The organism is Clostridia bacterium (assembly GCA_017410375.1).
Lineage (GTDB): Bacteria > Bacillota > Clostridia > RGIG6154 > RGIG6154 > RGIG6154.
The window spans coordinates 57,923-83,168 of record JAFQQW010000021.1; the positions used below are offsets into that span (position 1 = coordinate 57,923).

General features: G+C 41.0%; 22 protein-coding genes and 1 tRNA gene. 16 read left to right on the forward strand and 7 right to left on the reverse strand.

The genetic code is table 11. From position 1 onward, the window contains the following. The 7 genes from IJE10_03140 (at position 1) to nifU (ending at position 3,892) form a co-directional block, all read left to right on the forward strand. A complete protein-coding gene (locus tag IJE10_03140; GenBank protein ID MBQ2967104.1) occupies positions 1-414 on the forward strand; it encodes a hypothetical protein in 414 nt (137 codons plus the stop codon). A gap of 86 nt (positions 415-500) precedes the next feature. Further along, positions 501-887: a hypothetical protein gene (locus IJE10_03145; protein ID MBQ2967105.1), complete on the forward strand. Its 387-nt coding sequence runs from the start codon at positions 501-503 to the stop codon at positions 885-887. Beyond that, entirely contained in the window at positions 884-1,381 is a 498-nt protein-coding gene (locus IJE10_03150; protein MBQ2967106.1) for a SpoIIIAH-like family protein, read from the forward strand. Before IJE10_03145 ends, IJE10_03150 begins: the two co-directional genes overlap by 4 nt. A gap of 58 nt (positions 1,382-1,439) precedes the next feature. Next, complete coding sequence (locus tag IJE10_03155; protein MBQ2967107.1) at positions 1,440-1,811, forward strand: Asp23/Gls24 family envelope stress response protein; 372 nt, start codon at positions 1,440-1,442, stop codon at positions 1,809-1,811. Positions 1,812-1,938: 127 nt separating this feature from the next. Continuing rightward, the gene (locus IJE10_03160) at positions 1,939-2,259 is read left to right on the forward strand and encodes a winged helix-turn-helix transcriptional regulator (GenBank protein MBQ2967108.1); all 321 of its coding nucleotides are present in this window, start codon (positions 1,939-1,941) and stop codon (positions 2,257-2,259) included. A 5-nt stretch (positions 2,260-2,264) separates the two neighbouring features. After that, on the forward strand, positions 2,265-3,455 hold the full coding sequence (nifS, locus tag IJE10_03165; protein MBQ2967109.1) for a cysteine desulfurase NifS: 1,191 nt from the start codon (positions 2,265-2,267) through the stop codon (positions 3,453-3,455). Next, complete coding sequence (gene nifU, locus IJE10_03170) at positions 3,455-3,892, forward strand: Fe-S cluster assembly scaffold protein NifU (GenBank protein MBQ2967110.1); 438 nt, start codon at positions 3,455-3,457, stop codon at positions 3,890-3,892. Before nifS ends, nifU begins: the two co-directional genes overlap by 1 nt. Before the next feature lie 33 nt (positions 3,893-3,925). On the opposite strand, the gene IJE10_03175 is transcribed toward nifU, so the two are convergent. After that, on the reverse strand, positions 3,926-5,395 hold the full coding sequence (locus IJE10_03175; protein MBQ2967111.1) for an ABC transporter substrate-binding protein: 1,470 nt from the start codon (positions 5,393-5,395) through the stop codon (positions 3,926-3,928). Next, on the reverse strand, positions 5,392-6,162 hold the full coding sequence (locus IJE10_03180) for a TIGR00282 family metallophosphoesterase (protein ID MBQ2967112.1): 771 nt from the start codon (positions 6,160-6,162) through the stop codon (positions 5,392-5,394). Before IJE10_03180 ends, IJE10_03175 begins: the two co-directional genes overlap by 4 nt. A 153-nt stretch (positions 6,163-6,315) precedes the next feature. On the opposite strand from IJE10_03180, the gene IJE10_03185 reads away from it, so the two are divergent. The 3 genes from IJE10_03185 to IJE10_03195 all read left to right on the forward strand — a co-directional run bounded on the left by IJE10_03185 (position 6,316) and on the right by IJE10_03195 (position 13,782). After that, a tRNA-Met gene (locus IJE10_03185) sits at positions 6,316-6,393 on the forward strand. A gap of 856 nt (positions 6,394-7,249) precedes the next feature. Then, complete coding sequence (locus tag IJE10_03190) at positions 7,250-8,962, forward strand: heparinase II/III family protein (GenBank protein MBQ2967113.1); 1,713 nt, start codon at positions 7,250-7,252, stop codon at positions 8,960-8,962. Positions 8,963-8,982: 20 nt separating this feature from the next. Next, positions 8,983-13,782, forward strand: coding sequence for a hypothetical protein (locus IJE10_03195; GenBank protein MBQ2967114.1), 4,800 nt, complete (start codon positions 8,983-8,985; stop codon positions 13,780-13,782). A gap of 57 nt (positions 13,783-13,839) precedes the next feature. Here the strand turns inward: IJE10_03195 and IJE10_03200 are convergent, their stop codons facing one another. Together IJE10_03200 and IJE10_03205 are read right to left on the reverse strand one after the other, a co-directional pair. After that, complete coding sequence (locus IJE10_03200; protein MBQ2967115.1) at positions 13,840-14,859, reverse strand: Gfo/Idh/MocA family oxidoreductase; 1,020 nt, start codon at positions 14,857-14,859, stop codon at positions 13,840-13,842. Beyond that, positions 14,846-15,871 (reverse strand): zinc-binding alcohol dehydrogenase, encoded by a 1,026-nt coding sequence (locus IJE10_03205; GenBank protein ID MBQ2967116.1) that lies wholly within the window; start codon positions 15,869-15,871, stop codon positions 14,846-14,848. The genes IJE10_03200 and IJE10_03205 overlap by 14 nt, the downstream gene beginning before the upstream one ends. A 99-nt stretch (positions 15,872-15,970) precedes the next feature. On the opposite strand from IJE10_03205, the gene IJE10_03210 reads away from it, so the two are divergent. The 5 genes from IJE10_03210 (at position 15,971) to IJE10_03230 (ending at position 21,395) form a co-directional block, all read left to right on the forward strand. Then, positions 15,971-16,705 carry a helix-turn-helix domain-containing protein gene (locus IJE10_03210; protein ID MBQ2967117.1) on the forward strand — a complete coding sequence of 245 codons (735 nt, stop codon included), beginning with the start codon at positions 15,971-15,973 and terminating at the stop codon, positions 16,703-16,705. 171 nt (positions 16,706-16,876) lie between these two features. Continuing rightward, positions 16,877-17,500 (forward strand): SGNH/GDSL hydrolase family protein, encoded by a 624-nt coding sequence (locus IJE10_03215; protein ID MBQ2967118.1) that lies wholly within the window; start codon positions 16,877-16,879, stop codon positions 17,498-17,500. Between the two features lie 102 nt (positions 17,501-17,602). Continuing rightward, a complete protein-coding gene (gene trkA, locus IJE10_03220) occupies positions 17,603-18,961 on the forward strand; it encodes a Trk system potassium transporter TrkA (GenBank protein ID MBQ2967119.1) in 1,359 nt (452 codons plus the stop codon). Between the two features lie 16 nt (positions 18,962-18,977). Then, positions 18,978-20,414: a TrkH family potassium uptake protein gene (locus tag IJE10_03225; GenBank protein MBQ2967120.1), complete on the forward strand. Its 1,437-nt coding sequence runs from the start codon at positions 18,978-18,980 to the stop codon at positions 20,412-20,414. Positions 20,415-20,429: 15 nt separating this feature from the next. Then, positions 20,430-21,395, forward strand: a complete 966-nt coding sequence (locus IJE10_03230; protein MBQ2967121.1) for a hypothetical protein — start codon at positions 20,430-20,432, stop codon at positions 21,393-21,395. A gap of 14 nt (positions 21,396-21,409) precedes the next feature. Here the strand turns inward: IJE10_03230 and IJE10_03235 are convergent, their stop codons facing one another. The 3 genes from IJE10_03235 to IJE10_03245 all read right to left on the reverse strand — a co-directional run bounded on the left by IJE10_03235 (position 21,410) and on the right by IJE10_03245 (position 24,260). Continuing rightward, positions 21,410-22,051, reverse strand: a complete 642-nt coding sequence (locus IJE10_03235) for an NAD(P)H-hydrate epimerase (GenBank protein MBQ2967122.1) — start codon at positions 22,049-22,051, stop codon at positions 21,410-21,412. Between the two features lie 10 nt (positions 22,052-22,061). Beyond that, complete coding sequence (locus IJE10_03240) at positions 22,062-23,354, reverse strand: hypothetical protein (GenBank protein MBQ2967123.1); 1,293 nt, start codon at positions 23,352-23,354, stop codon at positions 22,062-22,064. Between the two features lie 63 nt (positions 23,355-23,417). Further along, positions 23,418-24,260 (reverse strand): helix-turn-helix transcriptional regulator, encoded by an 843-nt coding sequence (locus tag IJE10_03245; GenBank protein ID MBQ2967124.1) that lies wholly within the window; start codon positions 24,258-24,260, stop codon positions 23,418-23,420. A 128-nt stretch (positions 24,261-24,388) separates the two neighbouring features. Between IJE10_03245 and IJE10_03250 the strand changes: the two genes are divergently transcribed. Beyond that, positions 24,389-25,246 carry a sugar phosphate isomerase/epimerase gene (locus IJE10_03250; protein ID MBQ2967125.1) on the forward strand — a complete coding sequence of 286 codons (858 nt, stop codon included), beginning with the start codon at positions 24,389-24,391 and terminating at the stop codon, positions 25,244-25,246.

Sequence of the window (25,246 nt, forward strand, 5' to 3'; positions counted from 1 at the left end):
ATGTATAAAGTGTTTTGGAGCATTGCAAGTATTGTTGTAGTGCTTAATATGTACTTACTGTTTGTACCGGACGGAAAATATGAAAAGTATACAGGCTTTGTGGCAGGTCTGCTGATTTTGCTCATATCCGCACAGAATTTTTTGAATCGTGAAACGGATATTTCCTTTCCGCAGCTTGATTTTAATTCTGATTTGAACTTTAAAACCACAGAGGTCAGTCGGTTGGCGCTTGAACAGTGGATAGAAGGTATCGCGGAAGGAAACCTGAGCAGCGCAGTACGGGTACATGTAAAAAAACAAGGCGAGGAAATCAGAAGTGTGGAGCTGTATTCTGCATCACCGCTCAGGGAGGAGGAAATTATCTGGCTTTCGGAGCAATGTGACATTAATCGGGAAAAATTTGTGATAAAATAGGTGCTGAAATGAAGAAATTGTGGAAAAGTAAAAAATATATAATAATCGCAATAGTTGGTGTCATAATAATGTTAATGAGCAAAGCTTTGACGAACAGAACTGAACAGACTGAAAAAGTGACGACACAGAATTTGGCACATATAGAAATCGAACAGCTTGAAAATGTGCTGGAAAATATTCAGGGGGCAGGGGAAATTCAATTGTTTGTAAGTTATGAAGATAACGGATGCAAAGAAATTGCACAGCAAATTGAAAGGGGAGAGAACTCTGTTTTAAACATCCCGGAAAGTATAGGGGATACATATTATGTTTTGTCTGAACAAAAGCCGGAGATTGCAGGTGTTTTGGTCACCGCTACCGGTGCCGGAAATAAAAATGTCCGTAACAGGCTTCTGACGGCGGTGAAACACGCCTTGGGAATTCCTTACTATAAAATCAGTATCCAGATTGGAAGCGGAGGTCGTAAAGAGTGAGTTTCAAAAAAATATCAATTCTTTTTTTAGCAGTTCTTTTATGTATATCTATCGGCTTGAATTGGAATTATAATGAGAAAGAAAGTGGTGACACAGCTAAGCTTTTGGGGGAAGCGGCATATGTCAGCAGCAACGTAGAAGTGGAAGAAAATGATTATGAAAGTCAGAAAATAAAATGTGAGGTTGCTCGTGAAAAAGCTCTGGCACTGTTAGAAGAGGTTCTTCAGAACCCTGCTTCCGATAAAAAGCAGTATGATGAAGCACAAGCCAAAAAAGTGGCTATCGCTTCTGCAATTGAGGCTGAAGCTTTAAGCTGTGTTCAGCTTGAAAGCAAAGGATATGCAGATGCTGTGGTATATATAACTGGGGACGGCGCATCGGTATATCTTCCGGATACCGAACTGTCTGCAGTTCAGGTTCTTCAGATTCAGGAGATTGTTGCAAGCACAGCAAATCTCTTGCCGGAAAAAATAAAAATCGCATTATATAGTTGAAATTTGATTTTAAATGTGTTATAATAAAGAAAAAGATGCAACAAAAGGAGGATTGGTTATGGCTTTAGATCAGACCAACAAAGGCGGCGATAAATCCATACGCATTTCAGATGAGGTTATTGCATCCATTGCAGCGATTGCGATTCAGGATATTGCCGGTGTTGTAAAAAACACGGATTCCGGAAAATTAAATTCTAAAAAGCTTACAAAAAATGTTAAATCTGAGGTAAAAGACGGCGGCATTGTAGTAGATATGGATGTTGCGGTGGAATATGGAACGAATATACCTGAGATTGCCTGGGAAATTCAGCGCAAAGTTAAAAAAGCTGTTGAGAGTATGACTGGGTTGTCGGTTCTGCGTGCGAATATTAATGTAAAGGATGTTAAATTGCCTGAAGAGCTGACCGATGCAGAAGGAAATAAGGAGTAAAAAATACGGCAAAAGCCGTATTTTTTTGTTTAAAACCGTTGACAAATATATATTTGTGTGTTAATATAAATAAAGATGAATATTTAAGATTGTAAATGTTTTTGATGTTGTGTTTTGGAGGTGGGTTATGAGCTGTGCATTAACTGACATATTTAAAGTCTTGTCAGATGAAAAACGGCTGAAAATTGTAAAAGCACTTGCAAATGAAAGTGTGTGTGCAAATCAGCTTTTGGAAGGGCTTGATATATCACAGCCGAATCTGTCCCATCATATGAAAATTTTAACCGATATCGGGCTTGTGCGAGCAAAAAAAATGCGTACGCAGGTGTATTATGAGCTAAATCGGGAACAAATAAAATGCTTATGTTGTTTCGTTCGTGAAATCAGCGGAACGGAAAAAACATGTATACATCATCAAAATGTACAGACAAATGAGGAAACGGAGTGAAGAATATGTGTAATCACGGAGTTTATTTCGACCACGCAGCGACAACTTTTACACGACCCGAGGTGCTTTCAAAAATGTTGCCGTATTTCGGACAATCCTACGGTAATGCTTCCGGTATATATAGCATGGCACGTTTAAGTCGTCAGATAGTAGAGTGGTCCAGAGGCGAAATTGCTAAAGCTATTGGGGCCAAAGAAGATAGAGAGATTTATTTTACGGCCGGCGGCTCGGAATCAGACAACTGGGCAATCAAAGGTGTTGCGCGTGCTAATAAGACAAAAGGCAATCACATTATAACAAGTAAAATTGAACACCACGCGGTTTTACACACCCTTAAGACTCTTGAAAAAGAAGGGTTTGAGGTTACGTATCTTGATGTGGACGAATACGGTCGCATTTCTTTGGAGCAGCTGGAAAATGCAATTACTGAGCAGACAATTTTGATTACCATTATGTTTGCAAATAATGAAATCGGAACGATTGAGCCTGTTCGTGAAATTGGTGAAATCGCAAGAAAGCATAATGTTTATTTTCATTGTGATGCTGTACAGGCTGTTGGGCATGTTCCGGTTCATGTCGAAGAAATGAACATTGATTTACTGTCTATGTCAGGTCATAAATTTTACGGTCCTAAAGGCATTGGTGCTTTGTATATCCGTAAAGGCGTCAAAATTCAAAATCTTATTGACGGCGGTGCGCAGGAAAGAAACAAGAGAGCAGGAACCGAGAACGTTCCGGGAATTGTCGGCATGGCAGAAGCCTTGCGTATTGCTGTTGAAGACATGGATATGCACAATAAACAGCTTGCGCGCATGCGCGACCGGATTATTAAGGAAATCACAGAAAATATTCCTTATGTTCGATTGAACGGACATCCCGTAGAGCGTTTGCCGGGCAATGTAAATCTTTCTTTTGAATTTATCGAAGGTGAATCTTTGTTACTTTCTCTTGATTTGAAAGGGATTGCCGCATCTTCCGGTTCGGCTTGTACATCCGGTTCTCTGGACCCGTCGCATGTTTTACTTGCCATTGGTTTGTCCCACGAAATCGCACATGGTTCTTTACGCATCACGTTGGGCTATGAAAATACCGATGATGATATTGATTATTTATTTACGGTGCTTCCTGAAATTGTTGAAAGACTTCGGATGATGTCACCGCTTTACGAAAAAGTCCTGAAAGGAGAAAACAAATAATGCAGTACACAGAAAAAGTAATTGATCATTTTACAAATCCCAGAAATGTGGGTGAAATTGAAAATGCCGACGGTGTTGGTGAAGTTGGTAACGCAAAGTGCGGCGATATTATGAAAATGTATCTCAAAATTGAGGATGAGATTATAACAGACGTTAAGTTTAAAACCTATGGCTGCGGTGCTGCGATAGCAACCAGCTCTGTTGCAACCGAAATGATTAAAGGTAAAAGTGTTGATGAAGCATTGCGTCTTAAAAACAGTGAGGTTGTGGATGAGCTCGGCGGATTGCCTGATGTGAAAATTCATTGCAGTGTATTGGCTGAAGAAGCGATTAAAAAAGCAATCGGTGACTATTATGTGAAAAAGGGCATACTCCCGGCAGAACAGCATGAATGTGACGGCTGTTGTGAAGCTTGTAAAAAACACGAACAGGAATAAAAAACAACCGCTCTCAATCGAGAGCGGTTGTTTTTATTTTACAGACCATTTTGAAATATCTTCATACAAACTGTTGGCGTATGGCGAAAATGTGCCGTTTACTTTATCTGAAACTGCAAAAACTTCCTTTTCGTAGTACAGACTGATAATGGGTACATGCTTTAACAAGAGTGCCTGAATCTCTTTTGCAGAATCCGTTTTTTTCTTTTGCAGTCCGGTTCCGGAAAACTCTGTCAATAAAGCATCCATCTTCTTAACCTTGTAATTCAAGTTATTTTTGGACGAGTGTAGTAAAAAACTTAAATTTTGGTCAGCGGGGATGATTACTTCTCCGATGTAGGCGGTGTATTCTCCTTTTTCTATTTTCTCGAGGTATTCTTTGTACGGCAGAGCGGTGATTTGGGAATCAATACCGTTTTCCCGTAATTGCGTGTTGATAAATTCCGCCGTTTTCTTTTTTGAGTCACTTTCTTCATTGATCAGGATGCTAAAGGAGGGCACATCTTCTGCGTGGCTTTTTTTCAAATACGCTTTTGCTTTTTCAATATTGAATTGCAAATCTGTTTTATACGCCTTGTCATATGCACTTTTGGGTCGGAATGGGGAATTGGTTATGGTCGCATACCCTGCAAGCATGGAATCAACAAGAGCTTGCTTGTCAATCAAATGTGCAATTGCTTTTCTTGCATACGCATCGGGTAATATTGTTGATGTACAATTAAAACCCAGATAGGTAAATTTGTCCGTTACATAGTCATGCGTAGAAATGTTTGTCATGTTTGATAAGGTGGAAAGTGCGTTAATATCGCAGGATACCATATCAATGTCGAGTGCATGAAAAGCGTTTGCGGCTGCTTCTTTATTGGGGTAGTACACAACGTGAACTGTTTTGATTTGAGGTAAAAACTCTTTGTTTGCGTTCTCACCTGTGTTTGCAGTTAATACTAACTTATCATTTGTTTTGTCTGTCAGAATATAAGACCCGCACCCCAGAAGAGAGGTCTTGTCTTTGTAAATCGGAAAATTAAGAGTGGAAAGAACACCGAGTCCTTTCTGTTTCAACTTCAGGGTCAAAACATTTCCGGAAGCAGAACAGGATTCTACATAATCATTGACAGGACTGTATAAGCCGGCGGAGTACTCTTTTAAAGTATCGAGTGCACCCTTGGCATGAATGGCGGTAAGTGGTGTTCCGTCAGAAAAAACAATGTCGTCGCGCAAGGTGAGCTTCAGAATTGAACCGTTTTTAGAAAAATGCCATTCTGTTGCAAGACAGGGCGTTATGCTTAAATCTTCATTAACAGTTAAAAGCGGTTTATACAGCATAGAAGAGAGCAAAGAGGCGTTTGTTTTGTATTTCGTAGTTAACGGATTGAGTGTGTCAGGGGAAAAAGCAAAAAGAGAGATTTCGCCGCTTGCAACCGAAGCATCATTTTTTTCGCCACAGGAAACACAAAGCAAAACCAAAATAAATGTCAGTATTAAACAGATTGTTTTTTTCATACAATATTCATCCTTTTTATTTCTTTGGCAAGACCGGTTTTATCGTCTACTGAGATTACCACAGCATTGAATTGGGCAATACCGTCCGAAAGCTCAAAACGATCTCTTTGGTGATAAGCAAACCGATTGACAATAATTTCGGTTTTGGTACCCAGAATAGAATGGTGTGCACCTGTCATGCCTACATCGGTTATAAATGCTGTGCCACCGGGCAGAATTCTTTCATCAGCAGTCTGCACATGTGTATGTGTGCCGACAACCGCAGCCACTTTTCCATCCATAAAATGTGCCATAGCAGCTTTTTCGCTTGTCGCTTCAGCATGAAAATCGATTAAAATTGCATCCGCCTCATCTTTGATTTTTGCATACTCGGCCATTACAGCGTCAAAAGGAGAATTAATCGGGTCCAGATAAACCTGTCCCTGTATATTGATTACACCAAGTCTGTAACAGCCAGTGTCATATACCACAGAGCCTTCGCCCGGCAACGATTTGTTATAATTCGCAGGGCGAATGATGTAATCAAAGTTTTCAAAAACATCTTCAACGTTGCGGTTAAAGGTGTGGTTGCCCATTGTAAAAACATCTATGCCTGCATTCCACAACTCCTTTAAAGATGGGATTGTGATACTGTTTCCGTGTGATGCGTTTTCTCCGTTTGCGATGCAGATGTCTATTTTGTTCTCTTTTCGTATCCGGTTTAAGTTTCGCACTATATATTCTCTGCCGGGTTTTCCGACAATATCTCCGATAAATAAAATATTCATGGTATATCCTTTCTAATGTTGCATATATTATATTATAACACTGATTCTGATTATTTTCAACCGGAAAATTATTTTTATAAAAATTAAATTTAGGGGTTGACAAATCACGTTTTTTGTGTTATTATATTTAATGCGTTAAGAAAACGTATATATCGCGGGGTAGAGCAGCCTGGTAGCTCGTCGGGCTCATAACCCGGAGGTCGTGTGGTTCAAATCCCGCCCCCGCAACCATGAAAAAAAGACAGATTTCGACAAAGAAATCTGTCTTTTTTTAGCTAAATTCGCGTTTCGCGAGCTAAATGTGCTAATGCACGCTAAATTACTTCGTAGCTAAATTGACCTTCGGTCAGCTAAAAAGCGAATTTAATTTAGCTGTTTCGGCAGAAACAATTTAGCTATTGCGGAGCAATAATTTCGCTTTGCACGAATGTGCAAAATTTAGCTAAATCACTTTGCATCATTATTATTCTGCATTGCCACAAAATAACCCTAACTTAAAAAGTTAGGGTTATTATTTTTTGGCTTTATTTAAAGACTTTTCGTGATTTTAGTAATACAAAAGAGCTACTTTGGAGGTAGTCTAAGGTGGTTTTTCTTGTGTTTTTGGCTTTTTGCGATTTTTTAAAAGGGTTCATATGATTTATAAAAGGGTTCATATGACAATGTGAGCATCTTTGAGAAACAAAATTCGACTCCCTATAATCGCCCCACAAATAAAAAGGATACCTTTATGGTATCCTTTTTATTTGTGTAGATATTAAATCGGGAGGAGAACTGCCGAAGGCAGTTCGTTGAGACAGCCAAGATGCGAAGCGGATTGGACTGTCGTGTCTCGAGTGAGCAAATTTCTTCGCTGGCGACGAGGTCGCCCGAAGAAAAGCGAAACGCAGAGTCTCCCTACACCCACATAAGGACAACAATTTTATAGAATTGTTGTCCTTTTATTTAAGCCTTTTTCGGTATTTTACAATAATCAGGAAACAAGCCTGTTAAAGCTGAAGATTAATTTTAAACTATTTTTTTGTAATTTTAGGGTAGAAAATATTAAATTTGTGTGTTATTATGAATTTATAAAGGAGGTATTGCCATGAAAAGAACAGGTGCAGATTACATAAAACCCTTTGCGAAAGAAATATTCGGTACAGAAAATGTGGGATTTTATCCATATCCTAGAGAAGAGCTTATAAAGCAACCCATTTTTCCGTATTTTGTATTAGACGGTGGTGCGTTCAATCTGATGAAAGACCGCTTTGGTACGGCAGACGGTGATAAAATTCTAGAGCTTACGTTATCAGGAGACCTTTTTGAAATTTTTAAGTACAAGGGCGAATTTAATTGGGAAGCGTCCTTTGCGTATTCTAAAGATACCGATTTCATGAAAAAATATGAATGGCAAATCTGGCCGCAACGCCTGTATTTTACCATTCCGCTTGCCCATAAATTTTTGCAGACGGGCGAAAGAAAATATGCAGATGCATGGCTTACCATTGTCAAAGAATGGGACAGGGCACACCCGTATCAGGAGTTTGACCCTGCAATTCATTACATAAAAACTGACATGGTTTGGCGTGATATGCAGGTTGCGTGGCGTACCATGTCACTGTTACACGGTCTATTTATGCTAAGCGATGCACCCTTCACAAAGGATGATTGGAAATATCTTTATGATTTTGTGAAGCTTCATATGAATCATCTCTATATTGAAGCGATTGACAGACTTAATCGGAAATATGCGCAAAATCACGTTTTGCAGATTGGCGTTGTGCTTCTTTTTGCGGTTTCCATGTTTCCGGAGTTTGACAATATAGAAGAATTGACTAAAATTGCACTTGATACCGTAGAGTTGAACTTAAGAAATGCGATTTTTGAGGACGGCGGCAGTGATGAGGACAGCCCTAGCTACAGTCATTTTATCGCAAGACTTTATTTAGAGGCGTTACTTATTATTGAAAAGAACGGCTATCCCGAAATCAAAGGTTTGGAAGAAAGTGTAAAAAAACAGTACGAATGGCTTTACCGTTGCATGACACCGCAAGGGAAACCGCTTGCCCTTTCGGATTCTTATGGGCTTGATGTCTTGTTGGATTTAGAGTATGTTTCGAGATTGATTGAACTGGATTTTGACAGAGAGCTTAAGTCGGTTTATTATCCCCACAGCCATATTGCAATTTACAGAAACGGTGATATGACTCTGGTTTTAGATGCACCTTCTTGGCCGGGTCCGCATCACCATGCAGGGACACCGCAGATTCTTTCGTTCTATAAGGATAAGCCTTTGCTGATTGATACGGGCGTTTGCAGTTATGACCGTTGGGAATTTTACGAATATTTGCATGAGTTTAAAGCGCATAACGTGGTTTACAATCCTGAATTTGAGATTGATGACTGTACCGTTACTCCGAAAATTACACTTGCGGATGTGGAAAACGGAAAGTTCAAGGTGGAAACGGTGGTTGCAAACAAGAACGGACAAAGCTACTTATGGACAAGAGAAATAGAGGCTTTTCAGGATAAGCTTGTGATTTTCGATAAAGCAGAGTCTGAAACCGAAATGCCCTTTAAATCCAGGCTTTTCTTCAAACAGAACGACGTGTATTTCCCAAAAGAGAACAAAAACAAAATGCAGCTGCTTACAGAAAGCTATCTCATGACCTTAACAAGTGAAATGCAGATTTCCCGGGAACTTGCACCCGTGATGAATGAAGAAAATAATCTTGATTATGCGGTTATCTGCGAAACAAATACGGTTTCAAGCAAAGAATTTATCAATAAAACCGTAATAGAATTTGAGGATAGATAAAAAACGGATAGGAGAAAAGAATGATGAAAAAAAGTGTAAGCTTATTTTTGTGCCTTGTCATGCTTTTAAGTGTAGCAGGCGTATCTGCTTTCGGGGCAAAAAGCAAGATAATCATCTACACCACCGCAGATGATAATTATTTTGAAAAAGGGGAGTGGGTCACAACCGATAACCCTGATTTGCAGTCGATAGAGGGTGCGCCGTCCCGTTACCTTGCTGGCGAAGGCAATGCATACTGGGTACCGGAACTTCCGCATGGTAAGTATAAGGTTTCTGTTTACAGAACGGTGCATCCTGCATCCCAGGATAACCAGATTTACGAAATTGTGCATCACAGCAAAACGGATTATGCTGTGGTAAGCTTTACGTCGGGCGAAAAAGGCTGGGTAGAGCTTGGTACCTATGATTTTTGGGGCGATGGTGACGATTATATCAAGGTGACAAGACCTGCTAAATTAAATACCAGCAAGCCGCAGAGAATGCACGCGATTTCCTTTGAGCTTGTGGAAGAAATTAAAACACCGATTCCCGAGAATAAGCCGGCAGTTGCACCGGGTAAAAAGCCCGATGTTGCACTGATTGCAGGGGAGACCTCTGCAACAGAAAATGTTGAAGATACGAGAGTATCCAACGTAGTAAAACCGGTTAAAGCAGGAGATGTTATGCTCATTCCGGCGGGAGATCCTTTTTACTATGTAGCAAGTGGCACATGGGGAAAAACGACTTCTGCAGAAGGTCATGATGGTGGCGAGAGTCATTTTACCTCTACAGCTAAAGGTAAATTTATGTATACACCTTTTATGCCTGCCGGCAAATATAAGGTGGAGTTGTTTATGCCGGTTCATGCAAACTCCCACAAAAATCAGACGGTTACCGTACAGCATGCCGATAAAACCGACACCTTTACTTTAGACTACACCAAGGGTAAATCCCATTGGGAAAATCTTGGTACATTAGAGTTTTACGGCAACGGTAATGATTTTATAAGTGCGGAACTGCCTTCTAAAAATGAGGGAATAGCACTCCGTACCTCTGCGGTTCGGTTCACACTTGTAGAGCTTTCTTCCAAAGAACCGCCCAAAGGTAAGGTGGACCCTGCCAACCGCAATGCGGATATTGAAATGGATATTCCTGCATATCCAATCGACTACAAGGGTATTTCTGTTATTATTGATAATATACTGCAGGTGTATGACCAGCCTGCAATTGTTGTGGATGACAGAACGCTTGTGCCCTTGCGCGGAATTTTTGAAGCACTCGGCGCAAAGGTTTATTGGAACGGTGAAAATGAGTCTGTTACCGCAATCAAGGATGATATCAATATATTCCTGCAAATCGGCAATAAAACCGCAACCAAAAACGGTGCTGAAATTGCACTCGATGTTCCGGCGCAGGTTGTAAATGACAGAACATTGGTACCCGTTCGCTTTGTATCCGAGGCGTTGGGGGCGAAAGTGGACTGGGACGATAAAAACCAGGCTGTTCTGATTCAGACGGGCGAAAAAGGACCGCAGAATCTCTTTATTCCGTCCATTGCATTTCAGGATATGGGTACGTGGGAATGCAAATCGGATGACGGCGGTCTTATGGGTAACAACCTTTTCGGCAAGACCGATGAAACGGGCGAATACGAGCCTGCAAAGATTAAGGTTAATATAAAAGAAGAGGGCGATTATCAGATTTTTGTGCACGCCCGTGACTTTTCGTCAAATCAGCCGGGTGCCAGGTATTTTGACGTGGAGTTTAACGGCGTCAGAGTGCCCAAAACCTTTGGTCAGCATGGGTTAGACGGCTATTACTGGGAAAGAGTTGCGCCTGTTCATTTAAAACAGGGTGTGCTGGAGATTGCTTTGCACGACACCTCTACCTTCTATGTAAGATGCGATGGTATCTTTATAACAAAGGATCTTACCATGAAAACCCCGCCAAATACAACTACGGCGATAAAAGAAGCGGCAACCATTGTGGGCGATAGCTATAACGCAGATGTTTTCTTCCCGCAATATGCAAAGGTTGCGGACAAACAAGCTGTATCTACGGCATCCATTCAGAACGAAAATGTGAAAATTGATTTTTATACCGTTCCCACCGAAATGGGAAATGTGGTGCAGAAAAAAACAACAGTAAACGGCAAGGTTACAGCAGACAGAGACAATGCGTTCGGTGTGCTCTTAATGTATGCAAAAGACGGTGCGTTCAACGCAAGAAGCGGACAGTTCCCTGTATACAAGGCAACGTTCAGCCAGAGCGGAACCGAAACAACTGTAAGTACAAGTGACGTTTATAAGTTGGGCGAGCCTTCCTGGCTTATTCCGGATTCGGTGGAAATTCAAGACAACAGTACCGCCATTTTAACAGCAACGGGTAGCTATGCAGATGCAGTTTATAAAGTTGAACTTCTGCCCGGTAAATCAGATGCTAAAATTACCCTTACATTAAAGCCAAAACGTGACGGCAAGTTCTCTGTAAACCTGATTTCAGGTAACGAAAGCAAGGAATTTACCTATGCATTCATGCCTTTCCGTTTTAACGGTGCAGTTCTTCCCGAAGAGCCGTATATGGTATCAGAACCCTATGCCACCGTCCCCATGGCTTTAAAAACCGTTTTAAATGATGCAGGAGAACCCATAACAACCGGTGTTGCTCTTGGTACAGAAAACATTAAGCTTCGTTGGCCCAAAATGGAAAATGCAGATTTTGGCATGACCTTAAAAGGTCCTGAAGGCGGAGCACTTCCTTCTATTACCATTCCGGCTTTGTCGAGCGCTGATTCTATGATGAAAGCAGGCGATAGCTTTGATATTACCTATTACCTTGTGGAATCTCCCGGGGAATGGTATCCGGTTTACGAGAGAATGGCGCTTGATGTATATCATGTAACGGATTACAGAAAGAACTACCAAGCTTCCCTTACCGATGCAATTTTAAATACTACACGTTTAGCGGCTGACGATTACTCGGGTTGGGATGCAAATCAGAAAGGGTATTCCAATATCGAAGCGGAAAATTTGGTGACCCAGTCCAATCCTTTGGTGTTTATGTCCACCTATCTTTTGAGTGAAGATAAAGATTTCTTAGAAAGAAGAACCATTCCGTCTCTTGCGTTTCTGCTCACACGCCCCGGTTTCCATTATAATAACGGGGATATTGAGGGAACACCGACTTACGGTGGTGTAACACCCATTGGCGAGATTTGCAAAAACTACGGCAGCTCTGTTTACGGTGGAGCATATCGGATGACACAGGGATTAACACCGAGACTTAAGGAATACGGCATAGATAACGGACTTGTTAATTATGACAGCTACGGTTCTTCCCCTGATTTCCAGCATTTGCTTGCACTTTATCAGTATACAGGCAACACCGAGTATCTGGAAAACGCAAAACGGGAAGCGGATGCCTTTATCAGAGAGCATATTGATGCACCGCGAACCACCTTCTTTAACGAACAGATGTTTATTGCCATTGATTTCTATCCGCAGTTTTTCGGATTGATTGATATGTACGAGGTGACAGGCGAACAAAAATATTTAGATGCGGCAGAGCGCGGGGCAAGACATCTTTTGCCCACAGTATGGATTTATCCTGCGGCGGATGAAAACGAAATGATAAATGTATCTGCAGATTATACTCGCGAACATCACTACGGCAAAGATATGCAGTTCTGGAAACTAAATGAAATGGACAGAGTTGGTTATCCTGACAAAATGGCAAACCTTACCGATGAAACCGTTCCGTACTGGGCAGTGTCCAGAAACGGGTTATCCTTAGAACAAACCTTTACCTTTACCGATCATAACTCTGCATCGGGCAACATGATTATGGCAAACTGGGCGCCCGACCTGATGCGTCTTGCGGAATACACAGGCAATCCGATTTATGAAACCTATGCAAGAAACGCCATTATCGGCAGACATGTAACCTATTCGGGCTACTACTACACCGACCATTTTGCTTATAACAGAAACGTGAACTATCCCTATGAAGGTCCGGATATCACAGGTCTTTACTGGCATCATATGCAGCCGTTCCTGGCAATGCTTCAGGATTTCCTGTTTACGCAGGCGTGGAACTGGTCTGATAAGCAAATCGATTTCCCGTCGGTCAGAAACTCAGGCTATGCGTACTTCAACAACCATATGTATGGCGGTGAAAGCGGAAAATTCTATGACGAAGACGGCATGTGGCTGTGGCTTAAGGACGGATTGCTTACCGTAGACAACATTCAGCTCGATTGGTTCGGTGCAAGAAAAGACGGCGTTGCGTTCTTTGCATTCATGAACGAGGATTCTGCACAGCAAAGTGCGACAGTAACTTTAGGCGATAGCCTTTCAGGTTTTAACGGAGAAGCGGTTGTTTATGATGCAAAAGGGAATAAGACACCTGTTACCGTAACAGACGGTAAATTTACCATTACCGTTCCCGGCAAAACCATCGCTTCTGTTAAAATTGTGTGCGAAAACGTAAAAGCACCCGAATATGCGACGGTAAACGTGGTTGAAGCGGCAGAAGGCAATCAGAAAGCACTTGCCAAAGAAGGGGAGACCGATACGGGCTTTGTTCTGCAGATGTCGGGCGAAGAATATTTTGCGCATGTATATATTACAGAGCGTTTAGGTCAGGCTGAGAAAATGACACTCAACTACAAGATTGGCGATGGCGAGTGGCAAAAGGCAGATGACACATATGCGCCTTTTGAATTTATAATTCGTGTGGACGATACCACGGCAGAATTCACTTATTATGTGGAAAAGGTTGTAAACGGAAAGACCATTAAGTCTTCCGAAAAGACATTAAAAGCACTTGGTCAGAACGATTGACAATAAAAAAGACAGCTGATGCAAATCAGCTGTCTTTTTTATTGTTTAAAACGTGTTTTAAATTTCTTTTCCGCAGGCTTTCAGCAAAATTTCATGGAGCTTTATTTCATAATCGTAATCCCAATCATTTTTTATTTCTCTGATAACCATTTTATAAAAGCCTCTCATCATGTTTTCGTAGCGGTCAAAGGGCGGTGTGCTCTGCTTCTTGCCGACAATGCCCCAACCGTGGCTTAATGCTTCTTCTCGAGTCACTTCGCGATAGTCGGTTTGGATATTTCCGCCTGCATAATATTCAATGGGGTTGATTTCAACTGTCTTTTTGCTTCCGCAAACCACCAATTGTCTGCGCATAAATCCGCCCGGCTCTGCGGCACAGGTTTTGGCAAAGGAGACGCCGTTTTTATATTTAAATACCGCCATGCCGTAATCCTCTGCGGTGGTGTTTTCAATGCCCGTAGCACACGAAAGGGGAATGATTTCCTCCGGCTCGCCCTGAATGGCAAAAATAAGGTCAATTAAATGACAGCCCAAGAAATACAGCATGCCACCTGGAAATTGCTTGAGCCATTCTCTCTTTGCGTCCTTGTGCATACAGTCCATGTGCGCTTCAACCGCGTAGATTTCGCCAAACTCTCCGGCTTTAATTTCCTGCATAACTTTTTGCACAATGGGATTGTAGCGGTACATATAACCCATATTGAACACCAGATTTTTTGCCCGCGCGGTGTTTACCATGTCGCAAAATTCCTTGTGGTCTATGCCGCCCGGCTTATCTAAATACACATGAACACCTTTATCAATAAACTGCTTTGCGTATTTGGTGGAGTGAAGCTCGTCCGATTCAATGGCAACCGCATCAAGCTCCATGTCAAGCAATTCTTCTACAGTGCAAACCGCGATGTCTTTGTAGGCAGGCGCGGAAAGCCCTTGTGGGTTTTCGGTGTTAAAAACATTGCTGTCCGGTGCCGCGACGCCCACAAATTCAAAAATGTCTGCAAGCTTTTTCAAGGTTTGTGCGCAGGCTATGGCATGGTCGTGTTTGATTCCAATCTGCGCTATTTTAATTTTTTTCATGATAAGCACTCCAATCAAATAATACCCCGATGGGGAAGTTTTTGTCGTTTGCAAGACGGGTAAATACGTCAAAGCAGTCTTTAGGAGAAACAATTTCGTTAATCATATTCTTAAGCGAGATTCTTCCGAATTTCTGAAGCTTGAAAATGGAATCAAAATCATCTGCGTAGGTGAACACGTCGCCGTTGGATTCAAAATTTGGTCTTGCGAGAGTGTGTGCACCAACCAATGTGATGCCGGGTGCATGCACCTTTCTGTAGTAGTCCACTGAAAAATCCGAGTCACGGGTACAGCCGAGAAGCGCAACTCTTCCGAATTTTTTCATGCAGTCTAATGCCTGATTTAACCCTTCGCCTCTGCCGGTTACCTCTACGCACATGTTTGCACCGCCGTTTGTTAAAGATTTTACCTGCTCTGCAAAATCCGCATCAAAGGGATTTAAAGCGTAATCTGCACCGTTTTTTAAGGCGAATTGTCTTCTTTCTTCTACGGGGTCTGCCGCAATAATCGGAACAAGACCCGAAGTTTTTGCAAGCATGACCGCGTATTGTCCTAAAATACCAAGTCCCATAACCAGAACACTTTCTCCGAATTTCGGATGCATTTTCCGAAGTGCTGCTGAAGAAAAGGTAGAAATAAACACAGGTGTAGCTTCTTTTAAACCAACACCGTCGGGGATAGGTATGAGGTGGTCTTCTTGGATAAGCTGATAGGATTTATGACATCCCCATATTGTGGCAACCCGGTCGCCAACGGAAAATTTTGTGACCTGATCACCAACAGCAACCACCACACCCGAGCCACTGTAGCCGCAGGCTCTCGGGAATTTCACCGAGGGGCTTGCAAAGGTGTTTACACTCGGGTCACCAATTAAATTTGCCTTTTCTGTTCCTGCACTGATTGCGGTGTATGCGGTCTGAATCAGTACCTCCGTGCCTTTAGGCGCGTCCATCACAACGTCTAAAAGCTCTGCCGTGTACGGTTTTGTAAAAATAATTTGTTTTGCATTCATAGTATCACTCCTTAAGAATATAATACTACATTGACTTAAGGAATTCAATATGATATAATACCGTAAAAAGATATTATTCTACTGATTTGGAGTGATTTTATGCCGTATGTGGATTATTTGGCGACCAACACGCTTTCCTTTCATTTAAAACACGGGTCTTCCAGTACATTGCATTTCGACAAACCTTGCCTTGGTTATATCTTAAAAGGGAAGTGCGAAATTCTGTATAAAGGCAAAACGTATTTTGCAGAAGCAGGGGATCTGATGTATATTGCTAAAGGGACCAACTACAGCTCCTTTTGGACAGGCGACCCTGAAATTGAATTTTACTCGGTGCCTTTTAAGTTTACAGACCCTTATGCGATGGACGCCTTTAAGTTTCAGTTGGTGAAAAATTATCCCAGAGACAAATTTGACCGTCTGTACGCAATCTCCGAAGAAGATACGTTTTTAAGGCTTGAAGCCTTTTACAGTCTGCTTTCCGAGTTGTATACAAAGCTCCAAAAGAATAAAAAGGGACGCGCGTATGACAGCATCCTTCCTGCAATTTCATACATTGAACAAAACTGTACCGAAAAACTGTATGTGGAGCACTTAGCATCCCTCTGCAATTTAAGTCCCTCGAGGTTTTTTGCGGTTTTTAAGGAAACGGTTGGAAACACACCTGTCGGCTACAAAAATGCCATTCGGATTCAAAAAGGGATGGAGCTTTTGTATGAAACAGACATGACGGTCGAACAGATTTCCGAGGTTTTAAATTTTTCATCGCCTGCCCATTTCAGAAAGCAGTTTTCAAAGCTTTTGGGCGTAACGCCTAAAGAGGTCCGAAAATAATGATTAAAACCAACACACTTTTTTAAAACGTATTGTTCTGGTTTGAAAAAATGCTTTGCCTACATTCTGAACAAACTATATGGGGAAGTATATGATTGGAATGAATAGTTGCTTTAGTTACTTGACAACCGTTTTTAAATCTGATATACTTTAGTAAAGGAGATGGTGTATATGAAAAAAGTACTGTTGCTGGGTGATTCCATTCGTATTCGTTATCAGAATGCGGTAACCAGAAATTTAGAAGGTATTGCAAAGGTTTACAATCCCGGATACACTGCCGAGGATGAGGCTATGGAGAAATCGGTGGAAAATGTAAACTGCCGTGATACGAGTTTTACTTTGAACAATCTGACCTATCATTTGTGGGGAAAGAAAATACAGGGCATGGATTTGATTCATTATAACAATGGTATCTGGGACGCTGTAATCCGCCATGTGGAGGATGGTTCGTTTACTACCATCGAATGGTATGAAATTAATGTGCGCCGTATTTTACGGGAATTGAAAAAAATTACGCCCAACATCATTATTGCGACTACCACACCGCCCAGAACGGACGAACGGAAAAATCCGCATACAGGCATTGTAACCCTTACGGTTGATACCGTGAAGCGCTATAACGAAGTTTTATGGCGTATCGCCGATGAAATGCGTTTGCCCGTAAACGATTTGTTTACCCTTACCATGTCTGACAGAGAAAAGTACATTCTTGAATCGGATGAAATTCATCTGACAGAAGCCGGGGAAGAAGCACTTGGCAAACAGACGGCGGATATAATTAAAAAATATCTTTAATTTGACAAAAACGAGCCCTTTTTCGGCTCGTTTTTCTATTGACTTTAAAATATGTGTTTGATATAATATAGGCAGATTAAATTTATGACAGGAGCATGGTATATGAACATCATTATTGTGGGTGTAGGTAAAATCGGCGAAAAGTTAGTTGAGCTTTTAAGTGCTGAACAGCATCATAACATCACCGCTATAGACACCAGGCGGTCTGTTTTGGAAGATGTGGTAAATACCTATGATGTAATGGGTGTTGCGGGCAACGGTGCCAGCATAGAGACTCTGCAGGAGGCAGGTGTACAGAATGCCGACATTTTAATTGCCGTTGCAGGCTCGGACGAATTAAATCTTTTGACTTGCCTCATTGCCAGAAAAAGTGGCTGCCGGAACACCATTGCAAGAGTCAGAAATCCCGAATACGGTAAGGAAGTACAGCTTTTCCAGGAAGACTTAGGACTTGCCATGGTCATCAATCCCGAATTTACGGCGGCAATGGAAATTGCAAAGGTTTTGCGTTTCCCGTCTGCCATTCAGATTGATACCTTTGCCAAGGGCAGAGTGGAAATTTTAAAATTCAAAATCCCGGAAAAATCTGTACTGCATGACTTGAAGCTTGCGGATTTAACCCGAAAGCTGAACTGTGATATTTTGGTATGCGGCGTTCAGCGTAACGAGGAGACGGTCATCCCGGGCGGTGATTTTGTTCTGCAAAAAGGAGATCTGGTCAGCATCGTTGCAACGGTGAAAAATGCTTCCCACTTTATAAAAACCATTGGACTAAAAACCAACCGCGTAAAAGATACGATTATCGTCGGTGGCGGAACAACTGCGGTATATCTTGCAAACATTCTGATGAAAGCCGGTATTTCTGTTAAACTCATCGAAAACGATGTTGAACGGTGCGACAGATTGTGTGAGCTGTTGCCTAAAGCCACGATTATTAACGGTGATGGAACAGAAAATCGTTTGTTGTTGGAAGAGGGCATTGAGAATGCCGAATCCTTTGTAGCACTTACCGGTATTGATGAAGAAAATATTATGCTGTCTCTCTATGCCCAAAAACAAAGCAAGGGCAAAGTTATTACTAAAATCAACCGCATTTCTTATGGTGAAATAATTGATAATTTAGGGTTAGATACCATCATTCATCCAAAGGATATTGCGGCAGAATATGTTTTGCGCTTTGTACGCGCCATGCACAACTCTTACGGAAGTAACATTGAAACATTACACTATATTTTAGATGGCAATGCAGAGGCTTTGGAATTTAACATCCGCGAAAAATCACCCATTGCCGGCAAAACGATTGAAAGCCTGGATTTAAAGCCCGGTATTTTGATTGCCTGCATCACACGAAAAGGTCAAATTATTACTCCGCGCGGTAAAGATACGATTATGCCGGGTGATACGGTTATTATTGTTACAACCAATCGGGGATTTCAGGATATTAACGACATTTTAAAGTGAAAAGCAGAGGCGTTATATGAATTATAGAGTGATTTCTTATGTTTTAGGGTGGGTTGCAAACATTGAAGCTTTTTGTTTGCTGTTGCCCACATTATGGGCGTTGTTTCAAGGAGAAGAGACTGTTGGCGCATTTTTGGTGTGCATTTTTGTCTGTCTGGTTGTCGGACTTCCGCTTTCTGTTTATGGCAGAAAAAGCAAAGATATGTTTGCCAAAGAAGGATTTGTGGCGGTTGCACTCAGCTGGATATTAATGAGTCTTTTGGGCGCGTTACCGTTTTTGCTCAGCGGAAGTATTCCGAGCTTTGTGGATGCTTTTTTTGAAACGGCATCCGGCTTTACAACAACGGGAGCATCCGTGCTTTCAGATGTGGAAGCACTTTCGGAGTCTGTGTTGCTCTGGCGCAGCTTTACCCACTGGATTGGCGGTATGGGTGTTATTGTTTTTCTGGTCGCGCTTCTTCCTTCTTCGGGAAGCTCTTTCCATATGGTTAAAGCAGAAAGCCCCGGATATTCCGTCAGCAAGTTTGTGCCCAAAATCAAGACAACGGCAAAGATATTATATACAATTTATATCTGTATGACGGCACTTGAAATTATTCTGTTGCTGTGTGGCGGTATGAGCTGGTTTGAGTCGCTTACATTTTCGTTTGGTACAGCCGGAACAGGTGGCTTTAGCGTCAAAAATTCCGGACTTGCAGATTACTCATCTTATGTGCAGATTGTCATTACTGTATTCATGGTTTTGTTTGGTATTGATTTTTCCTTTTATTATCTGATCTTAATCCGCAAAGTTAAAAATGCCTTTAAAATGGAAGAGGTTATTGTATACCTTTCTTTGTTTGCCTTGTCTGTTGTTTTAATCTTTTTCAATATCCGAGAGATGTATGCTTCAACCGGTACCGCGATAAAAGATTGCGCATTTCACGTTGCATCAATTATAACGACAACCGGCTATTCATCAACCGATTTTAATTTGTGGCCAACCTTTTCTAAAACAATACTGGTTCTTTTGATGTTTTCCGGTGCTTGTGCAGGTAGTACAGCAGGTGGTATCAAAGTTTCGCGCATTATGATACTTTTCAAAAGTATTATCAAGGAGGTTCGTGTTCTTACGCATCCCAAAAGTACCATTAAAGTGAAAATGAACGGTAAAATTTTAGAGCACGAAAAGCTTCGCGGTGTTACAGTGTTCTTTATTGCCTATATGCTAATTTTTGCACTTGCATTTCTGTTAATCAGCTTAGATAATCTGGACATGACCACAAACTTTACGGCTGTTGTGGCGACCCTTAGTAATATTGGACCCGGCTTGGAAATGGTTGGTCCATGTGGCAATTTTAGCGTTTTCTCGGATTTTTCTACTTTGGTTTTGAGCTTTGTTATGATCATCGGAAGATTGGAGATTTTTCCCGTACTGGTTCTGCTTACGGCGAGAACTTGGAAGAACAAGTAAAGAGGAGGAGTTTGTATGGCAGATGTTCAAGCGAAACTTTCGTCTTTTTGTCGTCGGGTAGAAGAACAAATTGAACAGATTGTATTACAAAACTTCAAAAACGGTAAGTGCACCGATCCGTATGCAGCAGACAAAAATCCCGACCGTGCCTGGTGTGATGCTGCTGAATTGCTTGCAATGTTTGAAAAACAGAATTCCTTCGTGTATAAGGTGGAATTGTTACAAGCACTCAAAGCGATGGAACAGCAGGAAATCGGCTATAATATTTTGTGCGTGGGATATGCTTTGGAATGCTTCGGTTCGCATTTTGAAAAACCAATTACAAAAGCAGAAGTTTTAAAAGGTGAAACACTTTCCAAATGGCTTGAAAAACAGTATGCCAGAGATTCCGAATGGGTTGCCTGGGGCGCGGGTTCGGATGTGGATGCATTAGGCTCGGCATTTTATCAGAATAAAAAGTATTTTGATGCAGAACCGGACTTGAAAACACTTTTTGATTGGTTAAATAGTGCAGTGAATCCTGCATACGGAATGTGGGGAAGTGGTGAAAATATTTTGGATATGGTGAATGGTTTTTATCGTCTTACCCGTGGCACATATGCGCAATTTAATGTAGATTTGCCTTTGCCGGAAAAAACAATCGATACAGTGCTTGCACATGCAAAGATTTTGAATACAGAACAGCACATTACCGCCTGCAACACCTTAGATATTATTCATCCCTTATGGCTTTGTAAAAAGCAAACGGATTATCGGGCAGACGAAGGAAAAGGGTTTGCTTTGACGTGGATTGAAGAAGTGTTAAACAACTGGACGGACAATAAAGGATTCTCATTCATGTTGCACAAGCATAGCGAGGCTTCTATGATGGGTACGGAGATGTGGCTATCCATCCTTTATCTGCTTTGTGATTATGCGGGACTTTCACATTTGCTTACGTTTTCTCCTAAAGGGGTACACAGATTGTATACAGAAATATAAAAACAGCAGAGGTGTTAAACCTCTGCTGTTTTAAGTTCTTCAGGGATTCCGATATCGGTTACAGTAATTTCCCCGCTGTATGTTTTACCGGCGTTTTTCAGAAGACCGGGCTTTAAGCAACTAAAGGTTACGGTTTGGGTAGCCTTTATAGCGCAACCTAATATTTCGCCCGTATCCGCCGAAATGCCCGAAGGAATATCACACGCGACAACGGGAACATTTGTCTGATTAGCATGCGTTATGACAGCTTTAAAATTTCCCTCAATCGGACGTGCAAGGCCTACACCGAAAATTGCATCAACAATCAGGTCACATTCCGGGAAAGTACCGTCAAAGGAAAGAAAATCCAATCCGCATGCCTGCATTTTCATATACATGGCTGATGCATCTTTGCTCAAGTTGTCCTTTTCTCCAAAAAGATAAGGAAAAACCGTAACACTCTTTTCGTGTAACAATCTTGCAAGCGCAATGCCATCACCGCCATTGTTTCCGTATCCGCAAAGGATAACAATGCGTTTGGCAGATGGGTAATTTTCCAAAATGACATGTAAAACCGTTGTTGCAGCATTTTCCATAAGATCTAAAGAGGGAATGCCGTATTCTTCAATGGCAATCTGATCCATTTCGCGCATTTGTGCAGCTGTTTTTATAATCATAGCGACTCCTTTACTGTTTCATAACCGTTTGTTTTGCGATAACCTTACGCAAAAACAAAATTGCAATGCAGATTAATACAAAGCCGATAATAGCCAGAATTTGTTGGCTGAAAAGCTCGAATCCGAATAAACGGATGTAGTTGTCTGCACCTGCGACACTTACAATACGGCTTGCTACTAAAGAAGCAAGAAACCCGCAAATGCCTCCGATGCTGTTTTTGAATGCCATTGCCTGTGTAATATAGGCAGAGGGTACATAGCTGTAAGTAATATTAAATGAATTTGCGTTGGTGCCTGCAGTAGATATATTCATTAAAACAGTATAACCGATAATCAGCCACCAAGTGGTTTTGGTAGTAAATGTAATACAAAGATAGGCAACCGCTAAAATCCACAGTCCAAGTTCAAAGCCCTTTGCAAAGCTTTTTTTATCCGAGAAGCGACCAAAAGGCATCGAAACGCCCATTCTTGCGAAATTACCCAGCATATTCACAACCTGTACAAATAACAAAGAGGGGAGTAAGTCGTTTTTAAATAATCCAATATAACCCAAAAGAATATATCTGGCGGAGTCAAACAGAATAGTCAGATATATAATGCTACGGAAGTTTTTGTTACCCATGGTTTCCTTAAAAACTTTTTTTAAAGGCAGATTATCCGCATCGTGCATATCTTCGCGTTCTTTTTTAATCAACATAAATGAAACAAAATTTGAAATATTTACAACAAGAAGAATGATAGAGATGAATAAAAAACCGCCTTCTAAATTTCCTCGTTCTTCGAATCCGTCTGTTATTGCCCCTATAATCAATGTAAAGGCGATGCCCGATATCAAGGAAACAATTTCCTTTTTTGCTGAAAAATAAGCACGGACGCCGGGGTCTACAAACGAATTACCCCATTTAAACGCAATAGAAAAAACCAGACATTTTGCAAAATATGCAATTAAAATTCCCAGGGTGACCAGAAGAGGTTTAATGGGATTGAACGTATCGGGCAAAAACGGAATCAGATACAAAAGCATAAAGAAAACCTGACTGGTTGTGTCTGTAATAATTACAAGCTTTTTTGTGCTGATTTTTATTTTTACTGCCCATATGGACAAAAGCTGAAAAATAAAAGCCAGGGAAACGATGGACGAAATGACACCGGTTAAAGCATCGCTGACGCCGATGTGCTTTAAAAGCTTTGCCAAAAACGCATCTGCAACCAGCAGAGAAGTGAAATATTCAAATGTACACTGCGACATATAGGCGACGCGTGACCGTTTGTAGTCAGGTGCATTGTAATTGATTTTATCCATAAAAATATCCGCTCCTTTTGCTGTAAACCATTATACAGAAAAAGAAACGGAAAATCAAGGGATTTACTTACGAAAATTTTTCGTTTTTTTGCCGGTTTTCAGATCATCCTTCGGGGAGTGTCCACGGTATACTGTATATGCTCTGTAAAAATTGGAATAGTTCGAAAAACCGGAAAGTGAAACAGCTTCTGTAATACTCATACCTTGCTGACACAGCTCACGCACTTTTAAAATACGTTTGTTTATGATGTAATTGTTCAATGTGAAGCCGGTGTATTCTTTAAATAATTTGCATAGATAATACTTTGAAATGTAGCAATTTTTTGCAAGGTCATCCAATGAGATAGGATTTTGCAAATTGTTATTGATGTAAGAGATGGTTTCGGCTACGATTTTGTTGCCTCTATGTGCAAGATTTGACCGCTTTGCTTTCGTAAGCAGATGCAAAAATTCAAGCAGAGCGCAGGTGACTGGCAAATCAGTTTGTTCGCTGTTTGCATATTTTTCCAGACGCATTAAAACCTCGGGGATGCCTTCGTTATGAGAAGAGTAGCTGGGAATCAGGTAATCCTTTTTTGTTTTGATTTCATCAAAAAAATCCTGGATATACTGCATTTCTTTTTGATTGAAAAATTCGGGACGTATGTTGATAACAATGCGTTCATAATCTTCTGTACCGAGAAAACGGACATAATGCTGTTCACCGTCATTGATAATCAGAATGTCGTTTGGTTCAGGCTTATATACTGTGCCTTCAATAACATATTCCACATTCCCTTTCAGAAAAATATAAATTTCCTTCTGAATATGAATGTGAGGGTTGTGAAATTCCGGGTTTGGTTTTTCGGTTAAAGAACGTGCATAATACACTTGTTTTGTCTTGTAAATGCAAAAGTTTTTATCCACAATCATCCCTCCCATCATTATTTTAACACAAAACAACAAGATTTGCAATGTTTTTGACAATATTTTTATTGAAAGTTTATTTTTTTTGTATTATAATGTATGTAATAAAATATATGAGGAGGATTCTTATGTACAAGCATGTCAAAATTACCGGGTTTTCTGACGAAATCAATCCGGCTATCGATGAGCAGTTTGCGCTTTTAAACGAGCTCGGCATCTCTTATTTTGATCCGCGCGGTGTAGACGGCACAAATATTTCAGATCTTACAGATGAACAGGCTGATGTTTTGTTGGAAAAAATGAAAAAAGCAAACATTAAGGTTGCCTGCCTTGGTTCGCCTATCGGTAAAATCGAAATTACCGATCCCATTGAACCACATCTTGAAAAATTAAAAAGAACCATCACTATTGCAAAAAAACTCGGCACGAAATATATCCGTATTTTCAGCTTCTTTATGCCGAAGGACGAAGATCCTGCAAACTACAGAGATGAAGTAATGAAGAGAATGCAAATGATGGTTGATATTGCTGAAGCTGAAGGGGTTGTTCTTCTGCACGAAAATGAAAAAGGCATTTACGGTGATATCGCGTCCCGTTGCAAGGATATTTTTGAAACCGTTAAATCTCCTGCGCTGAGCGGTGTGTTTGACCCGGCAAACTTTATTCAGTGCGGACAGAAGGTTTTTCCGGATGCCATTGAAATGTTAAAGCCTTATATTACATATATGCATATCAAAGATTGCACCGCTGACGGTCAGATTGTTCCTGCCGGTATGGGCATCGGTGATATTGATAAAGTGTTTGAAGTGCTTCTGGCACAAGGCTATGAAGGCTTTGCGTGCTTAGAACCGCACTTGGGTAAATTTGAAGGTCTTGCAGCTTTAGAGCAGGATGACACAATGCTTAAATTAGAAGCCAGCGACGGTAAAAAGTTTGTTTTAGCTTATCAGTCGCTTAAGAAAATTTTAGATAAGGTTGGTGCGTAA

Bases quoted from the DNA above. Each gene is read 5' to 3' on its own strand.
- IJE10_03235 (MBQ2967122.1), bottom strand. From the start codon at position 22,051: ATGATTATAAAAACAGCTGCACAAATGCGCGAAATGGATCAGATTGCC.
- IJE10_03240 (MBQ2967123.1), bottom strand. From the start codon at position 23,354: ATGGATAAAATCAATTACAATGCACCTGACTACAAACGGTCACGCGTC.
- IJE10_03175 (MBQ2967111.1), bottom strand. From the start codon at position 5,395: ATGAAAAAAACAATCTGTTTAATACTGACATTTATTTTGGTTTTGCTT.
- IJE10_03155 (MBQ2967107.1), top strand. From the start codon at position 1,440: ATGGCTTTAGATCAGACCAACAAAGGCGGCGATAAATCCATACGCATT.
- IJE10_03230 (MBQ2967121.1), top strand. From the start codon at position 20,430: ATGGCAGATGTTCAAGCGAAACTTTCGTCTTTTTGTCGTCGGGTAGAA.
- IJE10_03140 (MBQ2967104.1), top strand. From the start codon at position 1: ATGTATAAAGTGTTTTGGAGCATTGCAAGTATTGTTGTAGTGCTTAAT.
- IJE10_03195 (MBQ2967114.1), top strand. From the start codon at position 8,983: ATGATGAAAAAAAGTGTAAGCTTATTTTTGTGCCTTGTCATGCTTTTA.
- IJE10_03180 (MBQ2967112.1), bottom strand. From the start codon at position 6,162: ATGAATATTTTATTTATCGGAGATATTGTCGGAAAACCCGGCAGAGAA.
- IJE10_03215 (MBQ2967118.1), top strand. From the start codon at position 16,877: ATGAAAAAAGTACTGTTGCTGGGTGATTCCATTCGTATTCGTTATCAG.
- trkA (MBQ2967119.1), top strand. From the start codon at position 17,603: ATGAACATCATTATTGTGGGTGTAGGTAAAATCGGCGAAAAGTTAGTT.
- IJE10_03160 (MBQ2967108.1), top strand. From the start codon at position 1,939: ATGAGCTGTGCATTAACTGACATATTTAAAGTCTTGTCAGATGAAAAA.
- IJE10_03210 (MBQ2967117.1), top strand. From the start codon at position 15,971: ATGCCGTATGTGGATTATTTGGCGACCAACACGCTTTCCTTTCATTTA.
- IJE10_03225 (MBQ2967120.1), top strand. From the start codon at position 18,978: ATGAATTATAGAGTGATTTCTTATGTTTTAGGGTGGGTTGCAAACATT.
- nifS (MBQ2967109.1), top strand. From the start codon at position 2,265: ATGTGTAATCACGGAGTTTATTTCGACCACGCAGCGACAACTTTTACA.
- IJE10_03250 (MBQ2967125.1), top strand. From the start codon at position 24,389: ATGTACAAGCATGTCAAAATTACCGGGTTTTCTGACGAAATCAATCCG.
- IJE10_03190 (MBQ2967113.1), top strand. From the start codon at position 7,250: ATGAAAAGAACAGGTGCAGATTACATAAAACCCTTTGCGAAAGAAATA.
- IJE10_03200 (MBQ2967115.1), bottom strand. From the start codon at position 14,859: ATGAAAAAAATTAAAATAGCGCAGATTGGAATCAAACACGACCATGCC.
- IJE10_03205 (MBQ2967116.1), bottom strand. From the start codon at position 15,871: ATGAATGCAAAACAAATTATTTTTACAAAACCGTACACGGCAGAGCTT.
- nifU (MBQ2967110.1), top strand. From the start codon at position 3,455: ATGCAGTACACAGAAAAAGTAATTGATCATTTTACAAATCCCAGAAAT.